Origin of the sequence: Wolbachia endosymbiont (group A) of Apoderus coryli (assembly GCF_947251615.1) — a bacterium.
Classification (GTDB): Bacteria; Pseudomonadota; Alphaproteobacteria; order Rickettsiales; family Anaplasmataceae; genus Wolbachia.
The window spans coordinates 217,919-241,746 of the sequence record NZ_OX366367.1 but is presented as its reverse complement, the minus strand read 5'-3'; the positions used below and the strand labels follow the sequence as shown (position 1 = coordinate 241,746).

The 23,828-nt window shown below is 35.4% G+C and carries 27 protein-coding genes, 2 tRNA genes and 1 pseudogene; 8 read left to right on the top strand and 22 right to left on the bottom strand.

Annotation, left to right across the window (positions count from 1 at the left end):
- Positions 1 to 237 precede the first annotated feature (237 nt).
- From OPR43_RS01430 to rseP, 5 genes are read right to left on the bottom strand one after another with little or no spacing between them, the layout of a single operon-like run.
- Complete coding sequence (locus tag OPR43_RS01430) at positions 238 to 3,072, bottom strand: FAD-dependent oxidoreductase (protein WP_265035110.1); 2,835 nt, start codon at positions 3,070 to 3,072, stop codon at positions 238 to 240.
- A gap of 29 nt (positions 3,073 to 3,101) precedes the next feature.
- Complete coding sequence (fabZ, locus tag OPR43_RS01425; protein WP_064125117.1) at positions 3,102 to 3,542, bottom strand: 3-hydroxyacyl-ACP dehydratase FabZ; 441 nt, start codon at positions 3,540 to 3,542, stop codon at positions 3,102 to 3,104.
- A 4-nt stretch (positions 3,543 to 3,546) separates the two neighbouring features.
- A complete protein-coding gene (locus OPR43_RS01420; RefSeq protein ID WP_265035106.1) occupies positions 3,547 to 4,098 on the bottom strand; it encodes an OmpH family outer membrane protein in 552 nt (183 codons plus the stop codon).
- Positions 4,099 to 6,429 carry an outer membrane protein assembly factor BamA gene (gene bamA / locus OPR43_RS01415; RefSeq protein ID WP_265035104.1) on the bottom strand — a complete coding sequence of 777 codons (2,331 nt, stop codon included), beginning with the start codon at positions 6,427 to 6,429 and terminating at the stop codon, positions 4,099 to 4,101.
- A 7-nt stretch (positions 6,430 to 6,436) separates the two neighbouring features.
- Complete coding sequence (gene rseP, locus OPR43_RS01410) at positions 6,437 to 7,555, bottom strand: RIP metalloprotease RseP (protein WP_265035102.1); 1,119 nt, start codon at positions 7,553 to 7,555, stop codon at positions 6,437 to 6,439.
- A 99-nt stretch (positions 7,556 to 7,654) separates the two neighbouring features.
- Between rseP and OPR43_RS01405 the strand changes: the two genes are divergently transcribed.
- Entirely contained in the window at positions 7,655 to 7,933 is a 279-nt protein-coding gene (locus OPR43_RS01405; protein WP_182158663.1) for an FAD assembly factor SdhE, read from the top strand.
- On the opposite strand, the gene OPR43_RS01400 is transcribed toward OPR43_RS01405, so the two are convergent.
- From OPR43_RS01400 to OPR43_RS01390, 3 genes are all read right to left on the bottom strand, one after another.
- The gene (locus tag OPR43_RS01400; RefSeq protein WP_250295111.1) at positions 7,908 to 8,234 is read right to left on the bottom strand and encodes a cell division protein ZapA; all 327 of its coding nucleotides are present in this window, start codon (positions 8,232 to 8,234) and stop codon (positions 7,908 to 7,910) included. The genes OPR43_RS01405 and OPR43_RS01400 overlap by 26 nt on opposite strands.
- Before the next feature lie 72 nt (positions 8,235 to 8,306).
- On the bottom strand, positions 8,307 to 8,585 hold the full coding sequence (locus OPR43_RS01395; protein ID WP_265025786.1) for an HU family DNA-binding protein: 279 nt from the start codon (positions 8,583 to 8,585) through the stop codon (positions 8,307 to 8,309).
- Positions 8,586 to 8,614: 29 nt separating this feature from the next.
- Positions 8,615 to 10,267 (bottom strand): 30S ribosomal protein S1, encoded by a 1,653-nt coding sequence (locus tag OPR43_RS01390; protein WP_265035100.1) that lies wholly within the window; start codon positions 10,265 to 10,267, stop codon positions 8,615 to 8,617.
- Positions 10,268 to 10,406: 139 nt separating this feature from the next.
- Between OPR43_RS01390 and trmB the strand changes: the two genes are divergently transcribed.
- Positions 10,407 to 11,072 carry a tRNA (guanosine(46)-N7)-methyltransferase TrmB gene (gene trmB, locus OPR43_RS01385; protein WP_265035098.1) on the top strand — a complete coding sequence of 222 codons (666 nt, stop codon included), beginning with the start codon at positions 10,407 to 10,409 and terminating at the stop codon, positions 11,070 to 11,072.
- Between the two features lie 400 nt (positions 11,073 to 11,472).
- Positions 11,473 to 11,610, top strand: coding sequence for a hypothetical protein (locus OPR43_RS01380; protein ID WP_265035745.1), 138 nt, complete (start codon positions 11,473 to 11,475; stop codon positions 11,608 to 11,610).
- Between the two features lie 546 nt (positions 11,611 to 12,156).
- Here OPR43_RS01380 and OPR43_RS01375 read toward each other — a convergent pair.
- The 8 genes from OPR43_RS01375 to OPR43_RS01340 all read right to left on the bottom strand — a co-directional run bounded on the left by OPR43_RS01375 (position 12,157) and on the right by OPR43_RS01340 (position 17,110).
- On the bottom strand, positions 12,157 to 12,885 hold the full coding sequence (locus OPR43_RS01375; RefSeq protein WP_265035096.1) for a putative folate metabolism gamma-glutamate ligase: 729 nt from the start codon (positions 12,883 to 12,885) through the stop codon (positions 12,157 to 12,159).
- Between the two features lie 76 nt (positions 12,886 to 12,961).
- Complete coding sequence (locus OPR43_RS01370) at positions 12,962 to 13,465, bottom strand: dihydrofolate reductase (RefSeq protein WP_265035095.1); 504 nt, start codon at positions 13,463 to 13,465, stop codon at positions 12,962 to 12,964.
- Entirely contained in the window at positions 13,462 to 14,742 is a 1,281-nt protein-coding gene (gene folP, locus OPR43_RS01365; RefSeq protein WP_265035093.1) for a dihydropteroate synthase, read from the bottom strand. Before folP ends, OPR43_RS01370 begins: the two co-directional genes overlap by 4 nt.
- Positions 14,742 to 15,140, bottom strand: a complete 399-nt coding sequence (locus OPR43_RS01360; protein WP_265035091.1) for a dihydroneopterin aldolase — start codon at positions 15,138 to 15,140, stop codon at positions 14,742 to 14,744. Before OPR43_RS01360 ends, folP begins: the two co-directional genes overlap by 1 nt.
- A gap of 47 nt (positions 15,141 to 15,187) precedes the next feature.
- On the bottom strand, positions 15,188 to 15,844 hold the full coding sequence (locus OPR43_RS01355; RefSeq protein ID WP_265035090.1) for a CADD family putative folate metabolism protein: 657 nt from the start codon (positions 15,842 to 15,844) through the stop codon (positions 15,188 to 15,190).
- A gap of 81 nt (positions 15,845 to 15,925) precedes the next feature.
- Positions 15,926 to 15,999, bottom strand: a tRNA-Ile gene (locus OPR43_RS01350).
- 42 nt (positions 16,000 to 16,041) lie between these two features.
- Positions 16,042 to 16,365, bottom strand: coding sequence for a thioredoxin (gene trxA, locus OPR43_RS01345; protein ID WP_265025796.1), 324 nt, complete (start codon positions 16,363 to 16,365; stop codon positions 16,042 to 16,044).
- A gap of 124 nt (positions 16,366 to 16,489) precedes the next feature.
- Positions 16,490 to 17,110 (bottom strand): ribonuclease D, encoded by a 621-nt coding sequence (locus OPR43_RS01340; RefSeq protein WP_265035088.1) that lies wholly within the window; start codon positions 17,108 to 17,110, stop codon positions 16,490 to 16,492.
- 180 nt (positions 17,111 to 17,290) lie between these two features.
- Here OPR43_RS01340 and OPR43_RS01335 point away from each other — a divergent pair.
- Positions 17,291 to 17,363 (top strand) — tRNA-Gly (locus OPR43_RS01335).
- Positions 17,364 to 17,848: 485 nt separating this feature from the next.
- Here OPR43_RS01335 and OPR43_RS01330 read toward each other — a convergent pair.
- Both OPR43_RS01330 and OPR43_RS08370 read right to left on the bottom strand, forming a co-directional pair.
- On the bottom strand, positions 17,849 to 18,121 hold the full coding sequence (locus OPR43_RS01330; RefSeq protein WP_265025798.1) for a hypothetical protein: 273 nt from the start codon (positions 18,119 to 18,121) through the stop codon (positions 17,849 to 17,851).
- A gap of 155 nt (positions 18,122 to 18,276) precedes the next feature.
- Complete coding sequence (locus tag OPR43_RS08370; RefSeq protein WP_410540918.1) at positions 18,277 to 18,546, bottom strand: hypothetical protein; 270 nt, start codon at positions 18,544 to 18,546, stop codon at positions 18,277 to 18,279.
- Positions 18,547 to 18,731: 185 nt separating this feature from the next.
- On the opposite strand from OPR43_RS08370, the gene OPR43_RS01320 reads away from it, so the two are divergent.
- The 4 genes from OPR43_RS01320 to OPR43_RS01305 all read left to right on the top strand — a co-directional run bounded on the left by OPR43_RS01320 (position 18,732) and on the right by OPR43_RS01305 (position 21,902).
- Positions 18,732 to 19,013 carry a hypothetical protein gene (locus OPR43_RS01320; protein WP_265035084.1) on the top strand — a complete coding sequence of 94 codons (282 nt, stop codon included), beginning with the start codon at positions 18,732 to 18,734 and terminating at the stop codon, positions 19,011 to 19,013.
- Positions 19,014 to 19,025: 12 nt separating this feature from the next.
- On the top strand, positions 19,026 to 19,298 hold the full coding sequence (gene rpsO, locus OPR43_RS01315; protein ID WP_006279944.1) for a 30S ribosomal protein S15: 273 nt from the start codon (positions 19,026 to 19,028) through the stop codon (positions 19,296 to 19,298).
- Positions 19,299 to 19,312: 14 nt separating this feature from the next.
- A complete protein-coding gene (pnp, locus tag OPR43_RS01310) occupies positions 19,313 to 21,586 on the top strand; it encodes a polyribonucleotide nucleotidyltransferase (RefSeq protein ID WP_265035083.1) in 2,274 nt (757 codons plus the stop codon).
- A 178-nt stretch (positions 21,587 to 21,764) separates the two neighbouring features.
- Positions 21,765 to 21,902 carry a hypothetical protein gene (locus tag OPR43_RS01305; protein WP_265035081.1) on the top strand — a complete coding sequence of 46 codons (138 nt, stop codon included), beginning with the start codon at positions 21,765 to 21,767 and terminating at the stop codon, positions 21,900 to 21,902.
- A 141-nt stretch (positions 21,903 to 22,043) separates the two neighbouring features.
- Here OPR43_RS01305 and OPR43_RS01300 read toward each other — a convergent pair whose 3' ends face one another.
- From OPR43_RS01300 to OPR43_RS01285, 4 genes and pseudogenes are all read right to left on the bottom strand, one after another.
- Positions 22,044 to 22,358 (bottom strand): GIY-YIG nuclease family protein, encoded by a 315-nt coding sequence (locus OPR43_RS01300; protein WP_265035627.1) that lies wholly within the window; start codon positions 22,356 to 22,358, stop codon positions 22,044 to 22,046.
- Positions 22,359 to 22,582: 224 nt separating this feature from the next.
- Positions 22,583 to 23,263 (bottom strand): ribulose-phosphate 3-epimerase, encoded by a 681-nt coding sequence (rpe, locus tag OPR43_RS01295; protein ID WP_265025803.1) that lies wholly within the window; start codon positions 23,261 to 23,263, stop codon positions 22,583 to 22,585.
- A 103-nt stretch (positions 23,264 to 23,366) separates the two neighbouring features.
- The gene (locus OPR43_RS01290) at positions 23,367 to 23,672 is read right to left on the bottom strand and encodes a hypothetical protein (protein WP_265035743.1); all 306 of its coding nucleotides are present in this window, start codon (positions 23,670 to 23,672) and stop codon (positions 23,367 to 23,369) included.
- Between the two features lie 66 nt (positions 23,673 to 23,738).
- Positions 23,739 to 23,795 (bottom strand): annotated as a pseudogene (locus OPR43_RS01285) (zinc-ribbon domain-containing protein); the annotation flags it as partial.
- Positions 23,796 to 23,828 lie beyond the last annotated feature (33 nt).

Below are 23,828 nucleotides of genomic sequence, written 5' to 3'. Positions count from 1 at the left end.
ACTAATTAAACTAATTATCATATAATTATATCAGAGTTTAGAGGGTTATAGAGAAACCGGTCAGATTAGGTTTTTAATCTAATCTGACCGATAGCTTTAATAGTGAGGTAAGCTTTAATATAGCATTCTTAATTCATAATGCTACACTCGTGCATAATTTATTTTTAATTTGTGCACGAGCGTTAGTAAATTATTTACTTTTTGAAATAAAATTTGGCATCACTTTAATATCCAGACTTAGTAAACCTCAGTAGGGCATCCAGTTGGGCCCATAAGAATTATTTGCTCGCCTTCTCTTAAGTGTCTGCATAAACCAGTGGAACCGCCGATTTCCAGCACAATAGTGGAAATAATTCCTTTTTTTTTGTCTACTTCAGTGCCAGTTACAGCTATACCTTCCATAGCGAGGTTAGTTTTTTTGCTATTGGTTTCAAAATTTTGCAACCTAAAGAATTGTCCAGGTTTAAAATTCTTTGCCGCAAGTGGTGCTTTGATCACTATTTCCACAACTTTGTCTGTTAAATATTGAACTTTTATAACCTTTGCAGTGAATTGCTCTTTGATTTTATTGAAAAATTCTTTGTTAGCCAGATCTTCAACGCTTGACCACGCATTTTTTTTCTGGATCTCAGTGTCAGCTACTTGGATGACATCTTTTTTGGTAAAAGTTACTCTTACATTACAACATTCATACAATTGTGCATATGACTCCGAGATTCTAGCTGGAGTGACAGAAACGAAGCTATTAACTCTATTCAAAAGCTGGGAAATAATAGGGTAGCCGTTCTTAGCACTTGCCATAGCTTTCACGACGCTGCCGCTATACGAAGGATGAAGATCACCAAAAAAGCTAATTGTTTTATTGCCTTGCTTATACACTAATATTCTATCTTTATTTTGCATTTTAGGAGAAAATATTGGATCTATTTCTTTTCCTGATGAATTCAAATGAGTAAAATACCCATTACTTAATTTAAAATGCTTTTTATCTTCTGTTGCAATAACCGTATTTGGCTCAGTACCTGCTGCTATAAAAATAGAACGTGCTTTCATGCATTTGATTTCGCCGGATTTTGTGTCTATCAGTTTTATTGATTCAGCATGGTTATATTTATCCGTCACAACTTCAACTGGCTCTAAGTTTTCAATAAAGTAAATCCCTTCTGATAATGCGTTTTGCACCTCTTCGCTATTTAATCGATAACTTGGCGAGTCTTTCAGCTCTTTTCTATATACAACTTTCACTCCCCCAAGACTCTGCATTAACTCTAATATTTTTATTTCTCTACTCTCTTTTTTTGCTAACTCTTGCTCTGCTTGGATCAACTTTGCGTGCGATATAAATTCATTCGCAATTTCATGTTCTTCTTCTGTCCAATCTTTTTCAACATAGTCTTTTCCATATTTACCAACCAATACCTCGTAACGAAGAAGAAATTTTTCTACTTGAATTGGATAATACGCTAAAGCTTCAGTGGCAGTGTCAATCGCAGTAAGCCCCGCACCTATGACAACTATCGGCATACGAACTTGCAGATTTGCTATAGAATCAAATTTAAGAGCGCCAGTCAGTTGTAACAACATAAGAAAGTCAGATGCCATGCGCACCCCACGAGCTAGCATATTCTTTATTTTTATCATTCGAGGCTTACCTGAGCCAAGCGCCAAGGCGATGTGATCAAAACCTAGATTGAAGCTATCTTTCACGGTAATTGTGCCACCAAAACGAATGCCGCCATAAATTGCAAAATTTTCACGTCTTTCTAGTAATAACCTGATAATTTTTAAGTAATTTTTATCCCACCGAGAAGTAATGCCATATTCTGCCACCCCACCAAACCCACCTGCCGTGCGTTCACTCAATTTTTCGTGTTTGAAATCTTTAATTAGCTGGAAATTATCGATCAAAGGTTCAATCTTTAGTCCATCAATGGCGATAACGTTATGCCCATCATTCAACAAATGATGAGCTAAATTAAAACCAGCAGGACCAAGGCCTACAACTAGAACGTTTTTTCCGGTGTTTTCTCTTGGCAATGAACGCTGAAAATTTAAAGGATTCCAACGGCTGAGCAGAGAATATATTTCAAATCCGTACGGTAAACTAAGCACATCATCCAAAATCCTTGTTTCAATCATTGGCACATTCACGGGTTCTTGTTTCTGATATATGCACGAGTTCATGCAGTCATTGCATATTCTGTGCCCAGTAGCCGCACATAATGGGTTATCTATCATCACAATTGCAAGGCTTGCTATGCTGTAGCCTTCGCTTTTCACCAGATTCATTTCTGATATTTTCTGTTCTAGTGGGCAGCCATGCAGCTCAACTTTTAGTGGGGATTGTTTAAAAGTATTGTCGTTATTAATTAGCCCCTTTGAGCAGCTGTCCTTATTTTGCTTATGACAGAATATGCAGTAGTGAGCGTTATCTAATGCTTTATTTAAACTCACCTTTTTGCTTGTTAGATCAAAACCATATCGTCTTTTTACTTCATTTGAATACAGCACTTCAACTTTGTCTACTTCTTTTTTAGAAAATGGTATGAGATTTTCATGGTCAATTTTCCTATGGATACTAAAGAGTATACTCCGTTTATTTTTTACTCTCCACACTGCATATTGTGCCGCAAGTTCTATTTCTTCTTTGTGATTTTCTTTATCTTGAAACCAATGCATCACCTGCTCAGCAAAATTTTTTTCTGTTGTTGGCAAAGTGAGAAAATGACTTAGTCTGTTAGTAATATCTATATTCGCCACATTAGTGTATTTCTTCAATGCGTAGCGTTGGACAAATAACCTTTTACATTTATATATTACAGCAAAGTCATTGTGTTTTTTCTTTAGCTCTTCTATTTCTTTTTCAATGTTGAAAAGTTTTGCAATAAACTCGTCAAATAAATATGAGAGGTCTATTATTAACTGGCTATCACCAATCTGATTTTTCCTTGCTTCAATTAATGAACAAAACAAGCTTTCATCACATGATTTAATATAATTCAAAAATGTCTCATCCAATTTTATTAATCCACTGCGAGTATATAGACTAGAAAATGAGATATTAAGCTGCATTATACAGTATGCACACTGTCTTTTGTATATTACGTATTTTGTAGCATAGCTAAAATCGTTGCCTCTGCAACCTTTTCTTCACCAACATACGCAATACACTCAAATTTACATGCACTTAAACGTGCGTTTTTAACATTAGCTTGAAGAATCAGTGTGTCCCCTGGAGTGACTGGCTTTCTGAATTTTGCATTTTCAATAGACATAAAGTAAATAGCTTTGTTTTCTATTGTACCTTGACTTTCTTTACCAAGAACACATATAGCAGATGCTTGAGCTAGAGATTCAATTATCAAGACTCCGGGCATTATTGGATGACCAGGGAAATGGCCAATAAAAAATGGCTCATTGAAAGTCACATTTTTGATTGCTTTTATACTTTTACCAGGATCACACTCTATAACCCTATCTACTAAGAGAAACGGATAAGAATGTGGTAGTATTTTTATAATATCACTGATATTAAATTGCATAAGCCTACTCAATGCCTTTTAAAGCAAATTCAGGTATTTCCTTGTTTATATTGTTTAATACCATATCCGATAAATCAACTTCATCCATAGAGTATAAAACTTGGTTCTTTTTTGAAATAAATAGCACCAAATCTATGTTGTTTTTTTCTGCCGTTTTTTTAGCAACTTCTTTTATCTTGTTAAAAACACTCTCTACTGCATCTCTATAACTTTCTTCTAAATACAACATTTTTTCAGCGTAAGCATCTCTAGCATTTACAGTATGCTTATTAAACTGTTCTGTCTTTTCCTTTTTTGCTTCTTCTGACAAAAGTTCAAATTCTTCTTTTGATGGCTTAAGTTTTTCTAACTCACTTTCAAATTCTTGTTGTAATCTAGAATTCTGCTCCTTTATTTGTTGTTGTATGTTTTGCAGAGCAAGAGATTCATTGATGACTTTGTCACTATCAATAATTGCAGCTTTTGTGTTCTGAGGCCGATATTCTATAAACTTATACCCCACAAATAAGGAAATAATTAAGGCAATAACTGATATAAATAACTGTATATATTTCATTCAAATCCCCGCTTCAATAGAAAATTTAACATTTGGTGATGGTATTATATCATAAGATTCCTTTACTAAAGGAAACCCAAAATCTAATCTAAGTCTACCAAAAGGAGAAGGCATTGAAAAGCCAAAACCTGGTGACACTCTTATAAGCTTACTATCATTATATGGATCTTTATATTTCCCATTTTTATCATCTAAGCCGAAAAGTGCTGCATAGTCAACAAATAATGAGCCTTTGATACCAGCATAGTCATATAGTTTTGGTAGTGGAAAATCTACTTGCTGTGTTAAATTAAAATAAGTTTTGCCTCCTAGTGAGCTTTTATTTTTGTTTTCTGTTCTTGGTCCAATACCGGAAAGGTCAAATCCTCTAATTTCATTACCACCTTTAAAAAAGTGCTGGCCAATGTTTAGATCTTCATCGGTATAAGAAAAAATATGACCTGCTGCCATCTTAAAGCGTAGTATTATGCTATCGTCAATTTTACTTAATATAGGATGCGTGTAAAAAGACAAGAACTCAGATTTTAGGAAGTTTACATTCCCTCCCAATCCTGAAATATCCTGACTTAAGCGCAGTAAATACCCTTCTTTTGGAGTATAGAGGTTATCCAGTTTATTATACGCTAATGTGTATCCTACTGATGAAATCTGATGTTCACCTTCTTGCCCCTTTATTATATCAGAGATGTCATTGTCTTTTCCATCCTTATTATCCATATGTATACGGTTATACTTGTAAGAGTAGCGAATGGAATTAGTTAAGTTTTCTATAACTTTGTATGATAATTTTGTTGAAAATCCCATGTCACAACTGTCGAAGCTAGTGTGTGGTTTATCTTGTTTTTCATAAAATACGCCCACACCTAGTGATGTATCAGAATCGTTAAAATTATTTTCAACAACCTCTACATTAGTAGAAAGTGAATATTGATTTTTCTCAAGAGCAAAAGAGAGCTCTTTACCACTACCAAATAAATTACGATCTGTGAAATCAGTTTTTACAAATGCTCCACCAGGAAAGGACATACCTCCTGCTAAAGATAATGAAGCAGTTCTTTTTTCTTTAACATTTAAGTCAAGATTTACTGCATTGTCATTAACTGCGTAACTATTTACTTTTACTGTTTCAAAAAAATCACTACTCATTAGTTTTTTACGTGATTTTTGAATCTCAGATATATTGTACGCATCACCTTCTGCTATACTTAGCTTACTTCTGATCACCTTATCTAAAGTGCGATCGTTACCATCAATTGTAATTTGATTTATATAAATCTTTTTACCCGGCAGCACTCTGTAGGTCACATCTACAACATTGTCACGTTGTACATACTCTGGATTAACTTTTGCAAATATATATCCTTTCTCATTTAAATACTTGTTTATTTTTTCTACTGTATTATTAATTTTAACTCTATTAAATATCTTATCGTTTTCCTCTGTTATAAAGTCCAATATTTCTTCTTTTAGGCTTAAATCCTGAATTTCAGTTTCAATATTAACCTCATTATTTCCAAACAAATATTGCTGTCCTTCGTCAATCAAAAAAGTCAACTCTATCTGATTGTTATTATCAACCTCAACAATCGGTTGAATATTATTTTGAATATATCCTTTAGATGAATAAAAACGATCGAGCAATTCTGTGTTAATCAATAAATATTGTGGTGAATAACGAGTTCCGCCCTTAAAAATGGCTCTAAATAACTTACTAAATATGTCATTACTATGCACTTTAATAGCTTGCTCTAGCTCGGTTTCAGAAAAGTTTTTGTTACCTATAAATCTTATATCCTTAATTTTAGAGGTTTTACCTTCTTTTATTTTGAAAATTAGATTGACCCTATTACCATCGAGCTTCTCCAACTCATATTCAATTTTAACGCCGACTTTGCCATTATTTCTATAAGTAGTAACTAAATTCATTAAATCGCTTTGCAATTTTGTTTCAGTGAAAATAGTTAGCGATTTTGACTGAATCACATTATTTAGTAACTCTTTGCTATTAAATAACTTATTACCCTTTAATATTATCTTGTTAATTAGTGGATTCTCTTGAATTTTTACTACTAAATTTTTTTCATCATCAACATAAGCGTTAACACTAGCAAACAACTTTGTTTTATATAGATCTTTTATAATTGAGTCTATATCATCGTCGTTTATATAATCGCCAGGTTTTAGTTTTATATAAAAACCTATTGTCTGGTTGCTTACCCTCTCATTACCAATACATTTGACATCTTTCACCTGCACTTTTTCCTTATTTTCTAAAGCAACAAGTAGAGCGGGAAAAATTACTATTAATAATATGTAAAGTAGCTTTTTCATGTTTATTTTAAAAAAGACTCCTAATATCATTCGAAATTGCAATTGCCATAAGCAAAAACAATACGGAAGCACCAAAAGTAGCTGCATATTTTTGATATTTCAAACTTAAATCCCTGCGTATAACTGCTTCTATAATATAGTGAAATAAATGCCCACCATCCAATAGTGGAATTGGCAGCAAGTTAATTGCAGCTAAATTAGCTGAAATAATTGCCATGAAATACACAACCATAATGACCCCCTTTTTAGCTGATTGCCCTGAATACTTTGCGATTTTTATTGGCCCACCTATTTCATTGATACTCCTTTTACCAACAATAATTTGAAAGAGAGCTTTGATCGTTAAGCACATAGTGTGGTAAGTTTCACTTACTGATAAGCTCACAGCCCCAAGAAAAGACGACTGCTTTAATGTATTGACTGAAGTAATCCCTATCATTTCTCTTTCTACTTTGTTACCAAAATCGTCCTTACCCTCTATTATTAACGGAGTGAGGCTAGTTCTGTGCTCTGCATTATTTCTAGTATACTCAATTTCCATTTTTGTCTTAGGGTTTGACATTATCACACGTGAAATATCTTCAAAGTATTTTATTTTATGCTCATTGATTTGTGTAATAGTGTCACCTGGCAACAAACCAGCTTGCTTGGCTGCACTGCCTTCGACTACATTTCCGATAATCGGTGGAGTGTGATAATAGCCTTTAATGCTGAAAAACATTGTAAAAGCGATAACAGCGAGTACCATGTTTGCAAATGGTCCTGCAAAAACCACTGCTGCCTTTTGATGACGCGGCTTTGTATGGAATGAATATAATCTTTCTTCGTTAGTCAATTTTTGCTGATCAGCTGGAACGCTTGCTGCATTAGTATCCCCTAGCATTTTAACGTAGCCACCCAGTGGAACAGCACTTAATTTCCATCTAGTTCCAGACTTATCGTTAAAACCAAAAATTTCAGGACCAAAGCCTATAGAAAAAGATTCAACTTTAACTTTGCATGCTTTAGCAACAATATAATGCCCATATTCATGCACAAACACTATAACAGAAATGATTAAGGCAAATGACAAAAAACAATATATTCCATCGCCAAACTGATGAATGAAATTCGAAATTAACTCCACCTGTATATTTAGATCTTAACAAAATGTTAAGTATATTAAAACGCGCCTCGCTTGACAAGTATTTAGTTTAACTTTTAAATTAAAAAAAGTTTAATTGTAATGACAGATACCTCACTACTCAGAAGAAAATTAATGTATAGAAGCTGGCATAGGGGTTGCAAAGAAACCGATATACTTTTAGGGCATTTCGCATTGAAATATCTTGATAAATTTTCCTTAAGCGAACTAATCGAATACGAAAAAATAGTTGATCTTGATGATTACGAATTATATTGTTACATAACTCGTAAGACAAACCTCCCTCCTGGCTTAAATAGTCAGATAGTCAATTTAATTGCTTGCTTTATTGAAGCTAATCCTTTATGCACTCAAGATTAGTGATAATCTTATTTACCTTATCTAGTACCTCAGTATATTCTATTCTTTTCTCGTTTCTATACTTTTCGCGCTCTTGATTTGCTTCATCCAACCGCTTTGTTAATTCTAAAATTTTATCCTCAAGAATTAGTGCTGCAAGTAAGAAATTTAATGCATCCGAACCCTTACCTCCAGTTTTTTGAGATACAGAACCAACTAGCTTGTCAAAACTATTAGCAAGGCGTAATAAATGGCTCTTCTTCCCACTTTCGCAAGATATTTTATATGTGTTATTACGTATAACTATTTCTACTACTTGCATATGGTGCTAAAAATTTCTATCGTACAGTATAAACTCAAACCCCTACTTTCATCTTATTTATGGTATAAATTTTTATTCATTTATCAAATCAGATAATTTTTTACTGCTACGAAAATATGTTTTAAAGTATTGATTCTTTGTAAACTTCTGTAACATTAAATGGCTTGTTTCTTTCAAGTTATAACTTCTAACTGAAAAAGAACCAAATCCCCTAATTTCAACTCTATTATGATGTTTCAATGTGTTTGAAAGTATTCCAAAAAATCTATCAACTATAGCTGCTATAACAATCTTATCTAAAAAAGGATGTCTTTTTGCTACCCTCGCTATTATATCAGACTTTGTTGCCATTTATATGAAGCCAAAATAAGTAAACCTTATCACTTAGCAGATAATACTATGTTATATTCTTCAACACCCAATACTTCAACTTCTATTTTTTCTGATATAGAGAACTTTTTATTTTCCGGTAAATGTTCTTGATCTATTAGAAGGGTTACATCGTTCTCAACTTCAACGACTAGTCCATTATCTTCTCTCTTACCTACAATAACCTGTATTTTATCGCCTACCTTAACTTTCTTTATCAGTTCTTCAAGAGGATCATACTCTATTTGTTTTATTCCAAGATAAATTCTTGCCCGATTCACGTTAGCCCTTATCACTTTTGCTTCTATTTTATCACCTACATTATACTTCTTTATCTCATCTGAGCTATTTTTAGACCAACTTAAATCTTTCACATATATTGTCCCTTCTACGTTCTCATCTATTTCAGAACCATTGAAAGCAACAGATATATATGAGCCGGTATTATTCTTAATCTCACCAGAAACAATAGAACCAGGAGGATACTTATTGACAAATACTTGCCAAGGATTATCTATACACCTTTTCATGCTTAAACTCATCCTATTCTTAGCAATGTCAATACTGAGAATTTTTACATATACTTCTTGTCCCCTTGTTACGAGACTACTAACTGGTAAATTGCTCTTAACCCAAGTTATTTCCGATGAGTGCACTAAACCTTCAATCCCAGGTCTAAGCTCAACAAACAATCCATAATCTTCTATACTTGTTACATGACCCTTATGCACACTATCAACCGGATATTTTGACTCTGCATCTTGCCAAGGGCTATCTTCTAGCTGCTTTACACCTAAGGAAACTTTCGCATTTTCCTTATCTATTTTTATAATTTTAACTTTTATAGCCTGGCCATAAGCAAAAACTGCAGATGGATGACTTACTCTACTCCAAGAGATATCTGTAATATGTAGCAACCCATCTATAACTCCCACTGCATCTGATTCATGAATACCAACAAATACACCGTAATGAGTGATGCTTTTTATTTTTCCTTCTATTATATCGCCTTCATTTAAAGATTCTAAAAATTTAATTTTTTCACCAGCGTGCAATTTTTCTAACACCAGCTTTCTTGATACTACAATATTACCTTGCTTCTTATCCATTTTAAGCACGATGAACTTTTGTTCAGTTTCAATAAGGTGCTTCGCATCTTTTACTTGCTTCAAATCCACATGACTCAGCGGTAAAAAAGCGCTTATTCCGTCACCAAGATCAACAATAAAACCACATTTAATTGAGCGTTTAATAACTCCGTTTACTTCAGCTCTTGTAACTGTATCTTCTTCCAACTTATTCCATTTTTCGTCCCTAATTGCTTTTTCACGGCTAAGAACAACATTACCATGATAATCTTCAATTCTTTCCACATAAACTCTAATTTTCGAGCCAATAATGACCTCATCATTACAACCGAGTTCCTTGATCAGAATTCTCCCGTCAGACTTTAAACCAATATCAACCACAACGTCGTTAGGGTTTATTCTTGTAATTACACCTTCTACCACATCTCCTTCTTTAATTTTGTTAACAAAAGAATCTTCAAACAAGGCATTATCTTGATCCTCAAATTGGCCTTGACATATCTCTTCTATAAACTTGTTTGATGATAGCTTTCTGATAGTAACCGGTAGATTTACAACTGGATTATTATTATTCATACCTTTAATTTAAACTTTATTAGAACTCATATATTATATAATATTAATAATTATTGACAAGTAATTTTTCATTAATTCATTTCGAGAATTGTTTAAGCTATGTAAAATATAGTGAGAAAATTATATATGTATCAAGAATATGCTATTTAAGAATAGCAAGTGGATTAGATCGTTCTCCAGAAGGTCCAGGCTAAAACCGGATGTTGATGAAATATTGGAAAGATATTCTATTCAAAACAGCAAGGAATCTATAGAGAAGATTGTAAATTCACAAAAAAGAATATGGGTAGAAATAGGCTTTGGCAACGGTGAAAATATGCTTCACCAGATGCTCAATGAACCTGATCTATTGTTTATAGGATGTGAGCCCTACTTAAAGGGGGTTTCTCGCTTGCTAACAAACATAGAAATACAAAACATAAAAAACATTTTAATATGGACAGAAGATGCAAGAGAATTGATTGCAAATTTTCCGGACAACAGTGTTGAAAGACTCTTTATTCTCTTTCCAGATCCATGGCCAAAAAGAAGTCACAATAAAAGACGATTAATTAATACGGAATTTTTAAATTTATTAGCAAAAAAAATACTTATAACAGGGGAAATATTCATTGCAACCGATCATCAGGACTATGCAGAGTGGATAGCATCACATATAAAGCAGTGTAACTCTTTAATCTATAGGGAAGACGATTTCACAAGTTATACTCTTACAAAATACCACAGAAGAGCGCTCAAAGATCAGCGTAAAGTGAGGTTCTTTAAAGTAAGTGTTATTAATAATTTGCAGACTATGGATCAATAGAGTTTTTGCATATCTCTTTTACGTTAACTATAGATTAAAAATAATAAAAAAAGAGGGAGAAATAGAGTAAATTCCTTTAACTACTTCTCCTTATGAAGGAATAGACTTCTTGCATAACCCAAACTAAGTAGAAAAAAGGTACAAGGATGATGTCATTCCAGTGCTTGACACTGGAATCCAGGAAAGTTTGCTTATGAGCAAGCAAACTGATTTGGTGAGTATAAAAGTATAGCTTCTACGTCATGCCGCCACGGTATCTCAGCCGCTAACAAGCAGCGGGATGACAGCAGTCCTACGTCATACCGCCGCGGCGCTAACACGTAGCGGGATGACGGTTGTCAGGGTGTCATCCCAGTGCCTTGACACATAGCTGTACAAACGTTTTCGGCTTGACTCACCAGTGGGTGTCATTCCAGTGCTTGACACTGGAATCCAGGAAAGTTTGCTTGCTCACAAGCAAACTAGCATAGAAAGTGGTTACAACGTTTTCGATGAGATTATATGGAAAACTGGATCCCAGTGTCAAGCACTGGGATGACACCCTTCACTACCCTTCACGGGCTCTTTTAGCTACAAGTATTAAGAAATTTACCAAACGAAAAAAAAGGCAAAAGAAGCCCCGATTAATATCTATTTTAGAACATTGGCGTTTTTTAAGTCTTAAACACTGCAATTTAGCTGCTTTTAAATGCAACTCACCTTAGTTTGAATGTTTAAGAAATTTACTAAGCAGAAAAAAAGGCAAAAGATATCCCGTATTAGCTAGTTGTCACTCTCTAATCCTGCAAATTGGCGTGCTATACTGTCTTAAACGCTTTATAAGCGCGTTTCAGCTTATATAGGTAAAAACCCAGAAATGTTGTGAAGACGTAGGGTGCGCATAGTGCAAAAAATTAAAAATAAGACGCCAATTACGTAATACTGTTGTCGTTTAATCTGCACAGATTGAAGATAAATGAATACCTTCAGTATCATGATAAGGGGGCTGGCGAAGCTTGTCAAGGAAGTTTTTCGTTTCTATTCCCAATAAAAGTTCGTTACATGGTTATGCAAGAAGTTTAATAGCAAATTTTTAAGTTTCTCTTTAACTCTTTAACCAGCGGGCTCCCATGAGGAGAGGAGAATAAAGGTCTTTTTTCATAGATATCTTAACACTTTTTTCTTTTTCTGTAGTTGGCGGACGAGTAAGAAAGTGAACCTTTGGTGCACCACTAATTATTGCCATTGGTGTTTGCTCTGCCCCTTCTCCCATAACTAAAACAGCAGATGTTGCCAGTGCATCAAGAAGATTGACTTGTGTTACTTGCAGTGGTTGATTATAAAGATCTGGCTTGCCTATATAGGAATAAAGTGGTTCAAATCCACACCAACCAAGAGCAACGCCCGTAACCCCACGACGCATAGGTGTTACATTACTATCTGTAATCAAAATACCAAGATGTTTTATGCAGTGTTTTGTCTTGAGATAGTTCCATATCGACAGAGCTGTTTTCTGAACATCTTTTGGATATAGAATATACACCTCATTACCATTTGATTCATCAATACCAGCAGATGGAATTAAGATATTATCTTTAATCGTTAAACAGATACTATGAGCCACATCAACAATTGCATCAGCTTCTCTTTTGATTAGCTCTTCTTTAGAACAAGCAGTTTTGCAAACCACCTGTTTTTGACAAACAGAAATGATTTTTGATGTGATAGCAAGAACAACTTCCTCTCTTAGCAGCTCTGAAACATAGCGATCAAGAACCTGCTCTAATACTTCTCCACATTCAATGCGGTGGGTATAAATTGCTTTAACATACATACTATTACATCAAAAAGTTTCTCATAAAAGCCCTCTTACCTGTTGTTTTAGTTGGCATAATTTATAGTTAAGAGACTTAATGAGCTTCACAATTTTTTCTTCCATCTTTATCACGTGTTAATCTACATATAGTATAATCTTTTGTTTTGGTGAGAATAGTTTTATTCCATCCACTAAGAAGTGTTAAGTTGAAATATGTATCACCCTTATAAGTTTTGTAAATTTCAGTCATAATAAACTCTGAGATTAGATTATATTCTAAAAAAAGGTGCGCTATTTGTGCTCCACCAATCATGAAGACTTTAGAACTACTTTGGATTGACAAAAACTCTTGCATAGAAGAAACAATAGTGCATTTTATGCCTTTATTAAAACAAGGACTTAATTTGTTACGAGAAAAAACAATAGGCTTTAATATGTTTTGGGGTATTATCTCAAACGTTTTTCTTCCCATAACAATAACTTGTTTGTCAGTTACCTGACGAAAATGATCTAACTCACTTGGATAATGCCAGGGCAATCCATTATTTATTCCAATTACCCCCTTGGGATCAACAGCCATAATTCCGATAACTATCATCCCTGTAAAGCAGCTTGAGCTACAAAAAATCGCATGTGATCACGCACATTATGCACTCGAAGGAAATCAACCTTGTTGTGCAATGCAGATGATAAAGCAATTGTTTCTAAATCTCGGTTAAAGACAGGTTCTGTAGAAAAAGAAGAAATAAATGACTTTCTAGAATGACCAACCAGAACTTTGCAGCCAAAACTTTGCAATGCTTCTATATTGCGTAAAATCTGGATATTCTGGTACATAGATTTTCCAAAACCAATACCAGGGTCAATAATTATTGAATTTTTATCAAAACTTAGGGCAAATAACCTGCTAATGCTCTTCTCTGCCCAATTATTTATGGTATCAATTGGATCAGTGTCACTTGGGATAATGTTGTCTCTATGTGGTGGTATGGAGAGTGAGTGCATAATAACGATGCCACATCCACTGCTAGCGATTGCTTTTAAGGTATTATCATCTAGATCTCCCTTCTGATCGTTTACCCAGGCAATGTTGTAGTGCTCCAAAACGTTCAAAATAACATCTGGCCAGAAACTATCGATGCTGACTTTAATATCACCAGCTTCCATATAATGACTAAGATTATCAAGCACTGGTTTTAAGCGTGCATATTCTGCTTTTGGAGTTTGTATTGAGGAGCCAGGTCTTGTTGATTGAGCACCAAGTTCAACTATGCTTGCACCATCTGATAACAGCCGCAGTGCCTGCTTGGTTGCTTGATCTGCATCATAATAAAGACCACCATCTGAAAATGAATCAGGAGTAATATTGACAATACCTACAAGCTCTGGTGAAAGCGTAAAACTCCTTAAAAAGCAATCCTTAATGTTATGGTTAGTAGTACCAAACGTTTTGTTAACTACTGCCATGGGGCTCAGCATTGCCATCAAGTGAAGCAAAAATGGTCTGTTTATCAATTCTGGGTGAGGAATCTTAAGGTAGGATGTATCAAGTGTCAGGTCATCCCATAACAAAATATCCAAATCAATAACGCGAGGTGCCCATTTTTCATAGACCTGCAGACGGCCAATGTCACATTCAATTTGTTTAAGGCCCTTTAACAGCTCTTCAGGAGAAGAAGAACAACTTCCATACACAACCATATTTAGAAATGGCTTATTCCACTGAGGTGGAGCATCATTTGGTAAAATAGCCTTAGTCTCCAGAATAATTGAAGATTTTAAATTTTTAAAATAGCGCTCCTTTAGTAACTGAGCAGCCTTTTGTAAATGGGAAAAGCGATTCCCCATATTTGAGCCAATAGAGATGTAAATCATTAGTCAGCTTCCTGTTCTTGTAATGTATTACAATAAGTAAAGAGAACACCTCCATGCACATCGGGAACGGGTGGTGCAACTTTGTGAGTAGTCACTCTCATGGAAGAAATAGTATGTTTTTTTTGCACCAAAAGATTATTAATGGCTCTGTATATATCATGGGTTAAGTGCTCGATTAAATTGAATTGCTTGCTCTGAACAAGAGATTGAATATTTTGTACTATCTCTAGATAGCAGACAGTATCTTCAAGCCGGTCAGTCATAAGCCCTAAAGGAGGAGATTTAAAAATAAAATCAACATCAATACTAACTAATTGGGAATGAGACTTCTCTTCTGCACTATAGCCTAAATGAACCCAAAGCCGTAAATCAGATATAAGAAGATTACATGTAGACATTGCATTCCAACACCACTAAGTTTTAATTCTTAAGCTACTTACAACTACTAACACACGCTAGCATTCATCATTCCATCAAGAAAACCCCACAAGAGTTTTGCTCCCTTTTGAGCACCCTGCATAACTTTATCTTGCTCTTTTTCATCTAGATCTTCAATAAGATTTGCACACTCCTCAGAATGCCATTCATCAGCATGCATATGAACCGTAAAAAATTGAAGAGAACGCTCATCACTTATTGAATAGTGTTTTTTTAAACCTTCAATTTTAGACTTAGAAACCTCTGGAGTTTGACGTTCGTAAGCGTACAAGGCTCCAAGACCTGCCGCAAAACCTGATCTTACAATGTCAAAGTAACCGTCAACTAATTCTTGCGTCTCCTTAATCTGTGCATCTTCAAGAAGTTCAGATCGTGCTACTCCTAGTCCTTCAGCAAAACGCTGCCATAACTCTGGATGATTTTCATCACCTTGTTCTTCTTCTATCAAATTACCAAGCAAAACCTGTCGCATTTTTAGATCTGGGCACAAAAAATGTATACCACTGATATAACGAGGAAACGCAGCAACGTGGTGATAATATTCTTTAGCATAGGTCTGTAAAGCTTGCAAGCTTAAGCTTCCTGTATTCCATGATTGGTAGAATGGATGATTTAGTAAGTGCAACTCATCTAACTTATTATTCAAAGATTTAGTAAATTCCATTATTTCCTCTATTATATCAACATATAGTTCATATATTATAGTTTTCTCATTGTTACGATCATGCTAAGATCAATACAACGGTGGGATTGGTAGGACTCGAACCTACGACCAATTCGTTATGAGCGAACTGCTCTAACCGACTGAGCTACAATCCCTTTTATCAATATTTATAATACACACAAAAGCAAATTTGTCTATTAGCTTATTTCACTATCAACCCAACTTAGCAAATCATTTGTTGCACCAATTTTGCGTGCAATTTCCTTACCATCTTGAAATATGATTAAAGTGGGTATAGATTGCACTCCATACTTACTTGGCACTTCAGTTTCTCCATCTATATCGAATTTGCAGATCTTGATCTTGCCTTTTCTATCCTTAGCCAATTGTTCGATACGTGGCATTAGACTTTTGCATGGCCCGCACCATTCTGCCCAAAAATCTACCAGCACGAACCCTTTATAGTCAATGACTTCAGATTTGAAATTTTGATCATTTACCGATGTAATATCATCACTCATAAAATACCTAAATTTTTGTAAAATATAGCGCATCAATTAGCAACTAATCAACTAAATTCTTACCGCAGAGCCTGAAAAATTGCCCTAAAGTGTTTTGCACAAACAAAAAACTTCTCACAAATGATTACATCTGGTGGTTAAAGATATCCACGTTTTCCCACCCCATTAAATCCAACTCAATACGAGTAGGAAGAAATTCAAAACACTTTTGGGCCAATTCTTTTCTATTTTCACGTTCCAGCATTAAGTCTAGCTTTTCCTTTATCTTATGAAGATACAAAACATCAGATGCAGCATAACTTTTTTGTTTGTCTGTCAAATTTTCATTTCCCCAATCAGAAGATTGCTGCTGCTTATTTAGTTTGGTATCAAGCAGCTCTAAGCATAACTCTTTTAAGCTATGATTATCTGTGTAAGTGCGAACTAACCGTGAAGCTATTTTTGTGCAATAGCACGGAAGTGCCCAAGTTTCCAAGTAACAACGTATTATGCTTACATCAAATCGCGCGAAGTGAAATATTTTAGTTATATTTTTATCCTCTAATATTTTTCTCAAATTTGGCGCTGTATAATCGTTCTTGAGTTGAACTAAGTGAGCGTTGCCATCATTAAAAGAGAGCTGCACAAGGCATAATCTATCTCTGCTATGAAGTAGCCCCATTGCCTCGGTATCAACAGCTATAGACCTTACATCATCTGGTATTGAACTAGCTGGCAAGTCGTCTTTATATAAAAATATTCCCATAAAATTAATACATTTTTTGGCACAATTGAAAACCTATGATAATCAAAAATGAGCCTTAAGTATACGAAAAGATCATAGAAGGAACCACACAAATTTATGGGCTCTCACATTTTTCGTGTACACGGGGTTTACAAATCGCTGTATATGCCTATAATTAAGTAAATTTAGGTTAATTTAATTGCGGGAGTAGCTCAGTTGGTAGAGCGCAACCTTGCCAAGGTTGAGGTCGAGGGTTCGAACCCCTTCTCCCGCTCTTTACTTTTAAAATCATTTCGTCAAAGATTCCTTGACAAACTCCGCCAGCGCCCTTATCATGGTACTGAAGGTATTCAGTTATCTTCATCTGTGCAGATTAAACAGCAAAAAAAACAACGTACTTGGCGTCTTATTTTTAATTTTTCGCACTATGTGCACCTTATGTCTTTATAAAACTTTTAGGTTTCTACCTATACAAGCCGAAACGCGCTTATAAAGCGTTTAAGACAGTATAGTACGCCAATTTGAAGGATTAGAGAGTGAACACTAATTACCACGGGATTTCTTTGCCTTTTTTTCTGCTTAGTAAATTTCTTAAACATTTAAGCTAAGGTGAGTTGCATTTAAAAGCAGCTAAATTGCAGTGTTTAAGACTTAAAAAACGCCAATACTGAAAATAGATAGTAATCGGGGCTTCTTTTGCCTTTTTTTTCGTTTGGTAAATTTCTTAATGTTTATAGCTAAACGACAACCGTCATTCCCCTACGTGTTAGCGGCTGAGATACCGCGAATGAATCCACAACTGTACGAACATTGTGATTTGAGAACAATCTCCGCCAGGAAGGGTGTCATCCCAGTGCCCAGACACTGGGATCCAGGAAACTTAATTGCAAGTAATGCATTGGGTTTGGTGAGTATGGGTTTTGCGTTATAGAATGAAGCACTTTTGATGAATTTGTAAAGAAAACTAGATTCCAGTGTCAAGCACTGGAATGACACCGAAGGAGCTACTGGGATGACAGGGGAAGTTGACAATCATCATCCCGCTGCTTGTTAGCGCCGCGGCGGTATGACGGTTCATGGTGGCATGACGATAAGCTCATCATCCCGCTACTTGTTAGCTGATGAGATACCGCGGCGGTATGACGGTTCGCGGCGGCATGACGATAAGCCTGTCATCCCGCTGCTTGTTAGCGGGATCTAAAGATACCGCGAATGAATCCACAACTGTACGAACATTGTGATTTGAGAACAATCTCCGCCAGGAAGGGTGTCATCCCAGTGCCCAGACACTGGGATCCAGGAAACTTAATTGCAAGTAATGCATTGGGTTTGGTGAGTATGGGTTTTGCGTTATAGAATGAAGCACTTTTGATGAATTTGTAAAGAAAACTAGATTCCAGTGTCAAGCACTGGAATGACACCGAAGGAGCTACTGGGATGACAGGGGAAGTTGACAATCATCATCCCGCTGCTTGTTAGCGCCGCGGCGGTATGACGGTCTGCGGTGGCATGACGATAACTTCGTCATCCCGCTGCTTGTTAGCGGGATCTAGAGATACCGTGACGGGATGACGTAGAGCTCGCATTAGCTATACTTTTATGCTCACCAACTTAGCTGGATCCAAGTATTCAAGCTACTCCGATGACAAAAGGTGATACTGGAGTAATAGAAGGTAATAGAGTGACAGGGAGTAGTGCAAAAAGTTTCGTTATCCCCATTGAATCGGCTTTAAAATCGATGTTCAAAGTTGAAATTTCCCTAGAAGATGCGGGGAAAATCAGAAAAGGTCAGGAAATTGTATTAAATAACTTGCGTAATTTAAAGAATTATGATACTTGTTATACGATAGTGGGTAGTGTACCTATTGCAATCTGCAGTTTTATTTATGGTTGTGTGAAACCTATTCGTGTTTTTAATATTTAAAATGAGGTTTAGATGTCGATAACATCCGAAAAGAAAAAGAGTTTGATAAATATATATGCAATTAAAGAAGATGATACAGGTTCATCTTTTGTACAATGTGCAATTTTGACCGAGAGGATCAGTAATTTAACTGAGCATTTTAAAGTGCACAAGCATGACCATCACTCTAAGCGTGGTTTACTTATATTGATAGGTAGAAGACGCAAGCACTTAAATTATATAAAGCGTAAATTTGGTAATGAAGCCTATCAGGAATTAATAGAGAAGTTAGGCATTAGAAAATAATCGAGGAATTTAGTATGTTTAAAATTATAAAAAAATCTATAGAGTGGGGTGGTCGTGCCTTATCTTTAGAAACAGGAAAAATAGCACGCCAAGCTCATGGTTCAGTAGTTGTAAATTACGGTGATACTTCTGTTTTAGTAACCGTTGTAAGTAAGAAGAAGGAAGAAAATGTTGATTTCCTACCTTTAAATGTACAGTTTATCGCAAAAAGCTATGCCATGGGTAAGATCCCTGGTGGCTTTTTTAAAAGAGAAGGCAAGCCATCTGATAGAGAAACTTTAATCTCAAGAGTAATAGATAGAAGTATAAGACCACTATTTCCAGAAGGATTTAATGATGAAGTTAGTGTGGTGTGCAATCTATTAACTTATGATACAGTCAATCCTCCTGAAGTGCCAGCATTGATTGGTACTGTTGCAGCTCTTGCAATTTCTGGTGTTCCTTTTTACTTTACTATAGCTGGAGTGATGGTTGGTTGTGATGAAAATAATAACTATATACTCAACCCTTCTGTTCAAGAGATGAAAGCAAGCAGCTTGGATCTATTTTTGTCTGGTGATGAAAATTCAATTTTAATGGTTGAATCAGAAGTGAAAGAGCTCTCTGAAGAAAATGTTTTTAATGCAATAAAATTTGGCCATGAACACCTTAAGCCTGTCATTGAGCTCATAAAAGAGTTTGCTGATACAGTTGGCAATAAACCTGAAAGCTTTGCTCCTGTTGATATATCAGATATAACACAAGAGCTTGAAAAACACGGTAAAGATTTTGAGAAAGCATATTCACAAACAGTAAAACAAGAGCGAGTTCAAGCTCTAGAAGCGATCAGAGATAATATATTGAATGCTCTTAAGGAAGCTGGAAAAGACGAAAAGTTAATTACGTATGCAGTAAAAAACTTTGAAAGATCTTTAGTACGTGAAATAATTAGAAAGAAAGGTGTAAGGATAGACGGTCGTAAGCATGATGAAATACGTCAGATAGAAATTGAAGTTGATGTTCTATCCAAGACTCACGGTTCTGCGTTGTTTACCAGAGGTAACACTCAGGCGCTGGTTGTTACTGCTCTTGGCACTACGCAAGATGAGCAAATCGTGGATGATATTGAAGGGGATAGACGTGAGCACTTTATGTTACATTATAATTTTCCTCCTTTTTCTGTTGGAGAAATTTCTACTGGACGTCCACCTGGAAGAAGAGAAATTGGTCACGGTAAACTTGCTTGGAAAGCAATTCATCCTGTTTTACCCGATAAATCTGAATTTCCTTATACAATAAGAGTAGTGTCCGAAATTTTGGAGTCTGATGGTTCTTCTTCTATGGCAACAGTTTGTGGGACTTCTCTTGCTTTAATGGATACGGGTGTGCCAATAAAGGCCCCTGTTGCTGGAGTTGCTATGGGCCTTATTAAAGATAAAGACGAGTATGTGATACTTTCCGATATATTGGGTGATGAAGATTATCTTGGTGATATGGACTTTAAAGTAGCAGGAACTAGTGAAGGGGTTACGGCACTACAAATGGATATGAAAATTTCTGGTATAAGCTTTGAAATTGTTGAAAAATCTTTAGAACAGGCAAAAGCTGGAAGATTACATATTTTAGAAAAAATGAATGCAGTGATTTCAGAACACAGTGATGATGTCAAAGACCATGCACCAAGAATGTTATCATTTTACATAGATAAAGATAAAATTTCTGCAGCTATTGGTGCTAAAGGAAAAAATATACGCAGTGTGTGTGAAAGAAGTAATGCAAAAATTGAAATAGGAGATGATGGTAAAGTTTCTGTTTTTGCCACGAGTGGCACTGAAGCTGAAATTGCAAAGAGTATGATGATTGATTCAATAACAGAACTAGAACAAGGTTCTATAGTTGATGTCAAGGTTGTAAGAATAGAGAAGTCTATTGTAGAGCTTGAATTTCTTAATGGCAGAAAAGGAAAAATGCACATAAGTGAAGTAGCTAATGAACACATAGATTCTATAGAGAGCATACTTAAACAAGATGATACTTTCAAAGCACTAGTAATTGACTTCGAAAAAGGTGGATGTCCAAAGTTGTCAAGACGTCGGGTTGATCAAGAGACGGGAGAGTTTTTTGAAGGTGAGCTTTACAACGAGGAAAGGAAAGATGGTCCAAATGACAGGGATAATTATTACAATAATTCATTTAATAGAAAACCTGGAGGAAGTCACCATAAGAGGCCTCCTCGTCCTCGTTCTGGTTTCAGCAACAGAAACAGGCCGAAATTTGGTAATAATGATTCATCATCAGGTTTTTATTAAGAGTAAACTTCTTGCGTTACCTCTCGTCATCCAAGTAGCTTGACTACTTGGACCAGAGACTTTTTCAAATTGGTAGATAATAGAAATGGGTATCTGTTCAGGGGAGTGGCTAATGTGCAAATATTGAGTATCTGTTCAGGGAAGTGGCTAATGTGCAAATATTGAAGCAAAAATTCCAGTGCTCCCTTTCTTGTCATCCCAGTGCTTGACACTGGGATCCAGATTGGGCACTAAGTTGGTAAACATGAAAGCCTTTACAACGTTTTTGATGGAACTGCGCGAAAAGACTGGATGCCAGTGTCACGCACTGGCATGACACCCATTTGTTCCTATAGTTGTCTTTTCTCGTCTACCTTATTCTGCCACTCTGCTGAACGGATACAATATTGAAGCAAAGTGCGTGACACACAGCTGTACGAACATTTGTTTGCAAAGGTAATTTACACAACAAATGGTGTCATTCCAGTGCTTGACACTGGAATCCAGATACGATTTCATCATATAAATCTTTCCATTCTTGATTTGTTTTTTCAATTAAGTTTATTTTCCATTTTCTCTGCCAGCTTTTTAGAAGCTTTTCTTTACTAATTGCTAAATTTATGTCTTGAAACTCCTCAAAGTAGACTAATTTACTAACATTGTACTTTGACGTGAAACCGGAAATGGCTTTGCTTTTATGCTCCCAAATTCGTTTGATTAAATTTGATGTTATACCTATATACAGGGTTCCATTTCGTTCACTTGCAAGTATATAAACATAATAATTTTTCATATATAGTAACCTGGATCCCAGTGTCTGGGCACTGGGATGACACCATTTATTGTAACTCACATTTACTCTATGATTATCTTTTTAGATCACCTTGTCTACCTATTTTGCCACTCTGCTGAACGGATACAGAAATGGTTTGTGTTAACTAGCTAAAGATCTTAGGTTTGCCAACATTCCGCTACGTGTTAGCGCCGCGGCGGTATGACGTAGCTAGCTATATAGGGTCACAACGATGGATTTTTAAGATCGTTTACGGCCTTCTTAATATCTTCAGCCTTGAATATCGCCGATCCCGCAACTAAAATATCTGCACCTGCTTTTATTATATCAGCTGCGTTAGAAAAGTTAATTCCACCATCTACTGAAATTTGTGTTTTAAGATTATGCTCCTGTATCATTTTTTTTATAGTAGATATCTTGTTCAACTGTGAATGAATAAATTCCTGCCCTCCAAAGCCAGGGTTGACTGTCATAATCAGTACAATATCTAGCTCATGTATTATGTATTCAAGCACACTTGGGGAAGTTGAAGGAACAATTGAAACTCCAACTTGAATCGGTTTTTTTGCATCGTTTACATTTTTGTATGACTTTATCTTTCTTATCAACCTCTCAAGATGTATCTCTGCTTCTGCATGTACAGTGATAATATCAGCACCAGCATTTATAAAGCTTTCAATGTGGTTACCAGGAGATTTGACCATTAAATGCACATCAAAAGGAAGATTGCTATATTTACGTATTGCAGAGACAACGCTAGGACCAATTGTAATATTTGGAACGAAATTCCCATCCATAACGTCTATGTGTATGTAATCTACACCTAAATCGCTAATTTTCCTTACTTCTTCTCCTAATTTTGCAAAGTCTGCTGAAAGTATAGAAGGTGCAATTTTAATACTCATGAGCTGCCTTTTTTGCTAAAAAATAACTTATTTTTAAAACTCTGTCACCCTAAGCACCATCTGAATAACTAGAGGAACTGGATACCGATATCGGTATGCCTATTTAACTAGATCTTAAATTAGATAAAAAAAGGTAGTCTTGATAAAACTTATTTACAGCAAGTTTTTTTACATTTGGACTTTCTGTTTGTTCTTTTTTGTACCCTAATTTATAGCCTATTGAATCCTTATATGAACTGATCGTTTTGTATGCTTTGTTCATCTCTCTAGGAAAGATGCCATTAGCAATTACAACGCATAACCCTGTAGCTGTTGCAAAAGCTAGAGTGGTAAATGCTAGATTTTGTAAAAAATTCCTTCCACTAACTTTTTTTTCCTGTATATTAGCAAAGTGCGGTTTGTTTGACACTTCTTCTAGATATTCATGCCATATGTGATTGCAGTTCGTACACTTCACTTTTCTTCCGGATGCACCAATTTGCTCGGGGGATACTAAGTAAGTTTTAGTACAACTATTACATTGTATTTTCATAACACTTACATATAAAGTAGTAACAAGCTCAAA

Bases quoted from the DNA above. Each gene is read 5' to 3' on its own strand.
- OPR43_RS01430 (WP_265035110.1), bottom strand. From the start codon at position 3,072: ATGCAGCTTAATATCTCATTTTCTAGTCTATATACTCGCAGTGGATTA.
- fabZ (WP_064125117.1), bottom strand. From the start codon at position 3,542: ATGCAATTTAATATCAGTGATATTATAAAAATACTACCACATTCTTAT.
- OPR43_RS01420 (WP_265035106.1), bottom strand. From the start codon at position 4,098: ATGAAATATATACAGTTATTTATATCAGTTATTGCCTTAATTATTTCC.
- bamA (WP_265035104.1), bottom strand. From the start codon at position 6,429: ATGAAAAAGCTACTTTACATATTATTAATAGTAATTTTTCCCGCTCTA.
- OPR43_RS01405 (WP_182158663.1), top strand. From the start codon at position 7,655: ATGACAGATACCTCACTACTCAGAAGAAAATTAATGTATAGAAGCTGG.
- OPR43_RS01400 (WP_250295111.1), bottom strand. From the start codon at position 8,234: ATGCAAGTAGTAGAAATAGTTATACGTAATAACACATATAAAATATCT.
- OPR43_RS01395 (WP_265025786.1), bottom strand. From the start codon at position 8,585: ATGGCAACAAAGTCTGATATAATAGCGAGGGTAGCAAAAAGACATCCT.
- OPR43_RS01390 (WP_265035100.1), bottom strand. From the start codon at position 10,267: ATGAATAATAATAATCCAGTTGTAAATCTACCGGTTACTATCAGAAAG.
- trmB (WP_265035098.1), top strand. From the start codon at position 10,407: ATGCTATTTAAGAATAGCAAGTGGATTAGATCGTTCTCCAGAAGGTCC.
- OPR43_RS01375 (WP_265035096.1), bottom strand. From the start codon at position 12,885: ATGTATGTTAAAGCAATTTATACCCACCGCATTGAATGTGGAGAAGTA.
- OPR43_RS01370 (WP_265035095.1), bottom strand. From the start codon at position 13,465: ATGATAGTTATCGGAATTATGGCTGTTGATCCCAAGGGGGTAATTGGA.
- folP (WP_265035093.1), bottom strand. From the start codon at position 14,742: ATGATTTACATCTCTATTGGCTCAAATATGGGGAATCGCTTTTCCCAT.
- OPR43_RS01360 (WP_265035091.1), bottom strand. From the start codon at position 15,140: ATGTCTACATGTAATCTTCTTATATCTGATTTACGGCTTTGGGTTCAT.
- OPR43_RS01355 (WP_265035090.1), bottom strand. From the start codon at position 15,844: ATGGAATTTACTAAATCTTTGAATAATAAGTTAGATGAGTTGCACTTA.
- trxA (WP_265025796.1), bottom strand. From the start codon at position 16,365: ATGAGTGATGATATTACATCGGTAAATGATCAAAATTTCAAATCTGAA.
- OPR43_RS01340 (WP_265035088.1), bottom strand. From the start codon at position 17,110: ATGGGAATATTTTTATATAAAGACGACTTGCCAGCTAGTTCAATACCA.
- OPR43_RS01320 (WP_265035084.1), top strand. From the start codon at position 18,732: ATGACAAAAGGTGATACTGGAGTAATAGAAGGTAATAGAGTGACAGGG.
- rpsO (WP_006279944.1), top strand. From the start codon at position 19,026: ATGTCGATAACATCCGAAAAGAAAAAGAGTTTGATAAATATATATGCA.
- pnp (WP_265035083.1), top strand. From the start codon at position 19,313: ATGTTTAAAATTATAAAAAAATCTATAGAGTGGGGTGGTCGTGCCTTA.
- OPR43_RS01300 (WP_265035627.1), bottom strand. From the start codon at position 22,358: ATGAAAAATTATTATGTTTATATACTTGCAAGTGAACGAAATGGAACC.
- rpe (WP_265025803.1), bottom strand. From the start codon at position 23,263: ATGAGTATTAAAATTGCACCTTCTATACTTTCAGCAGACTTTGCAAAA.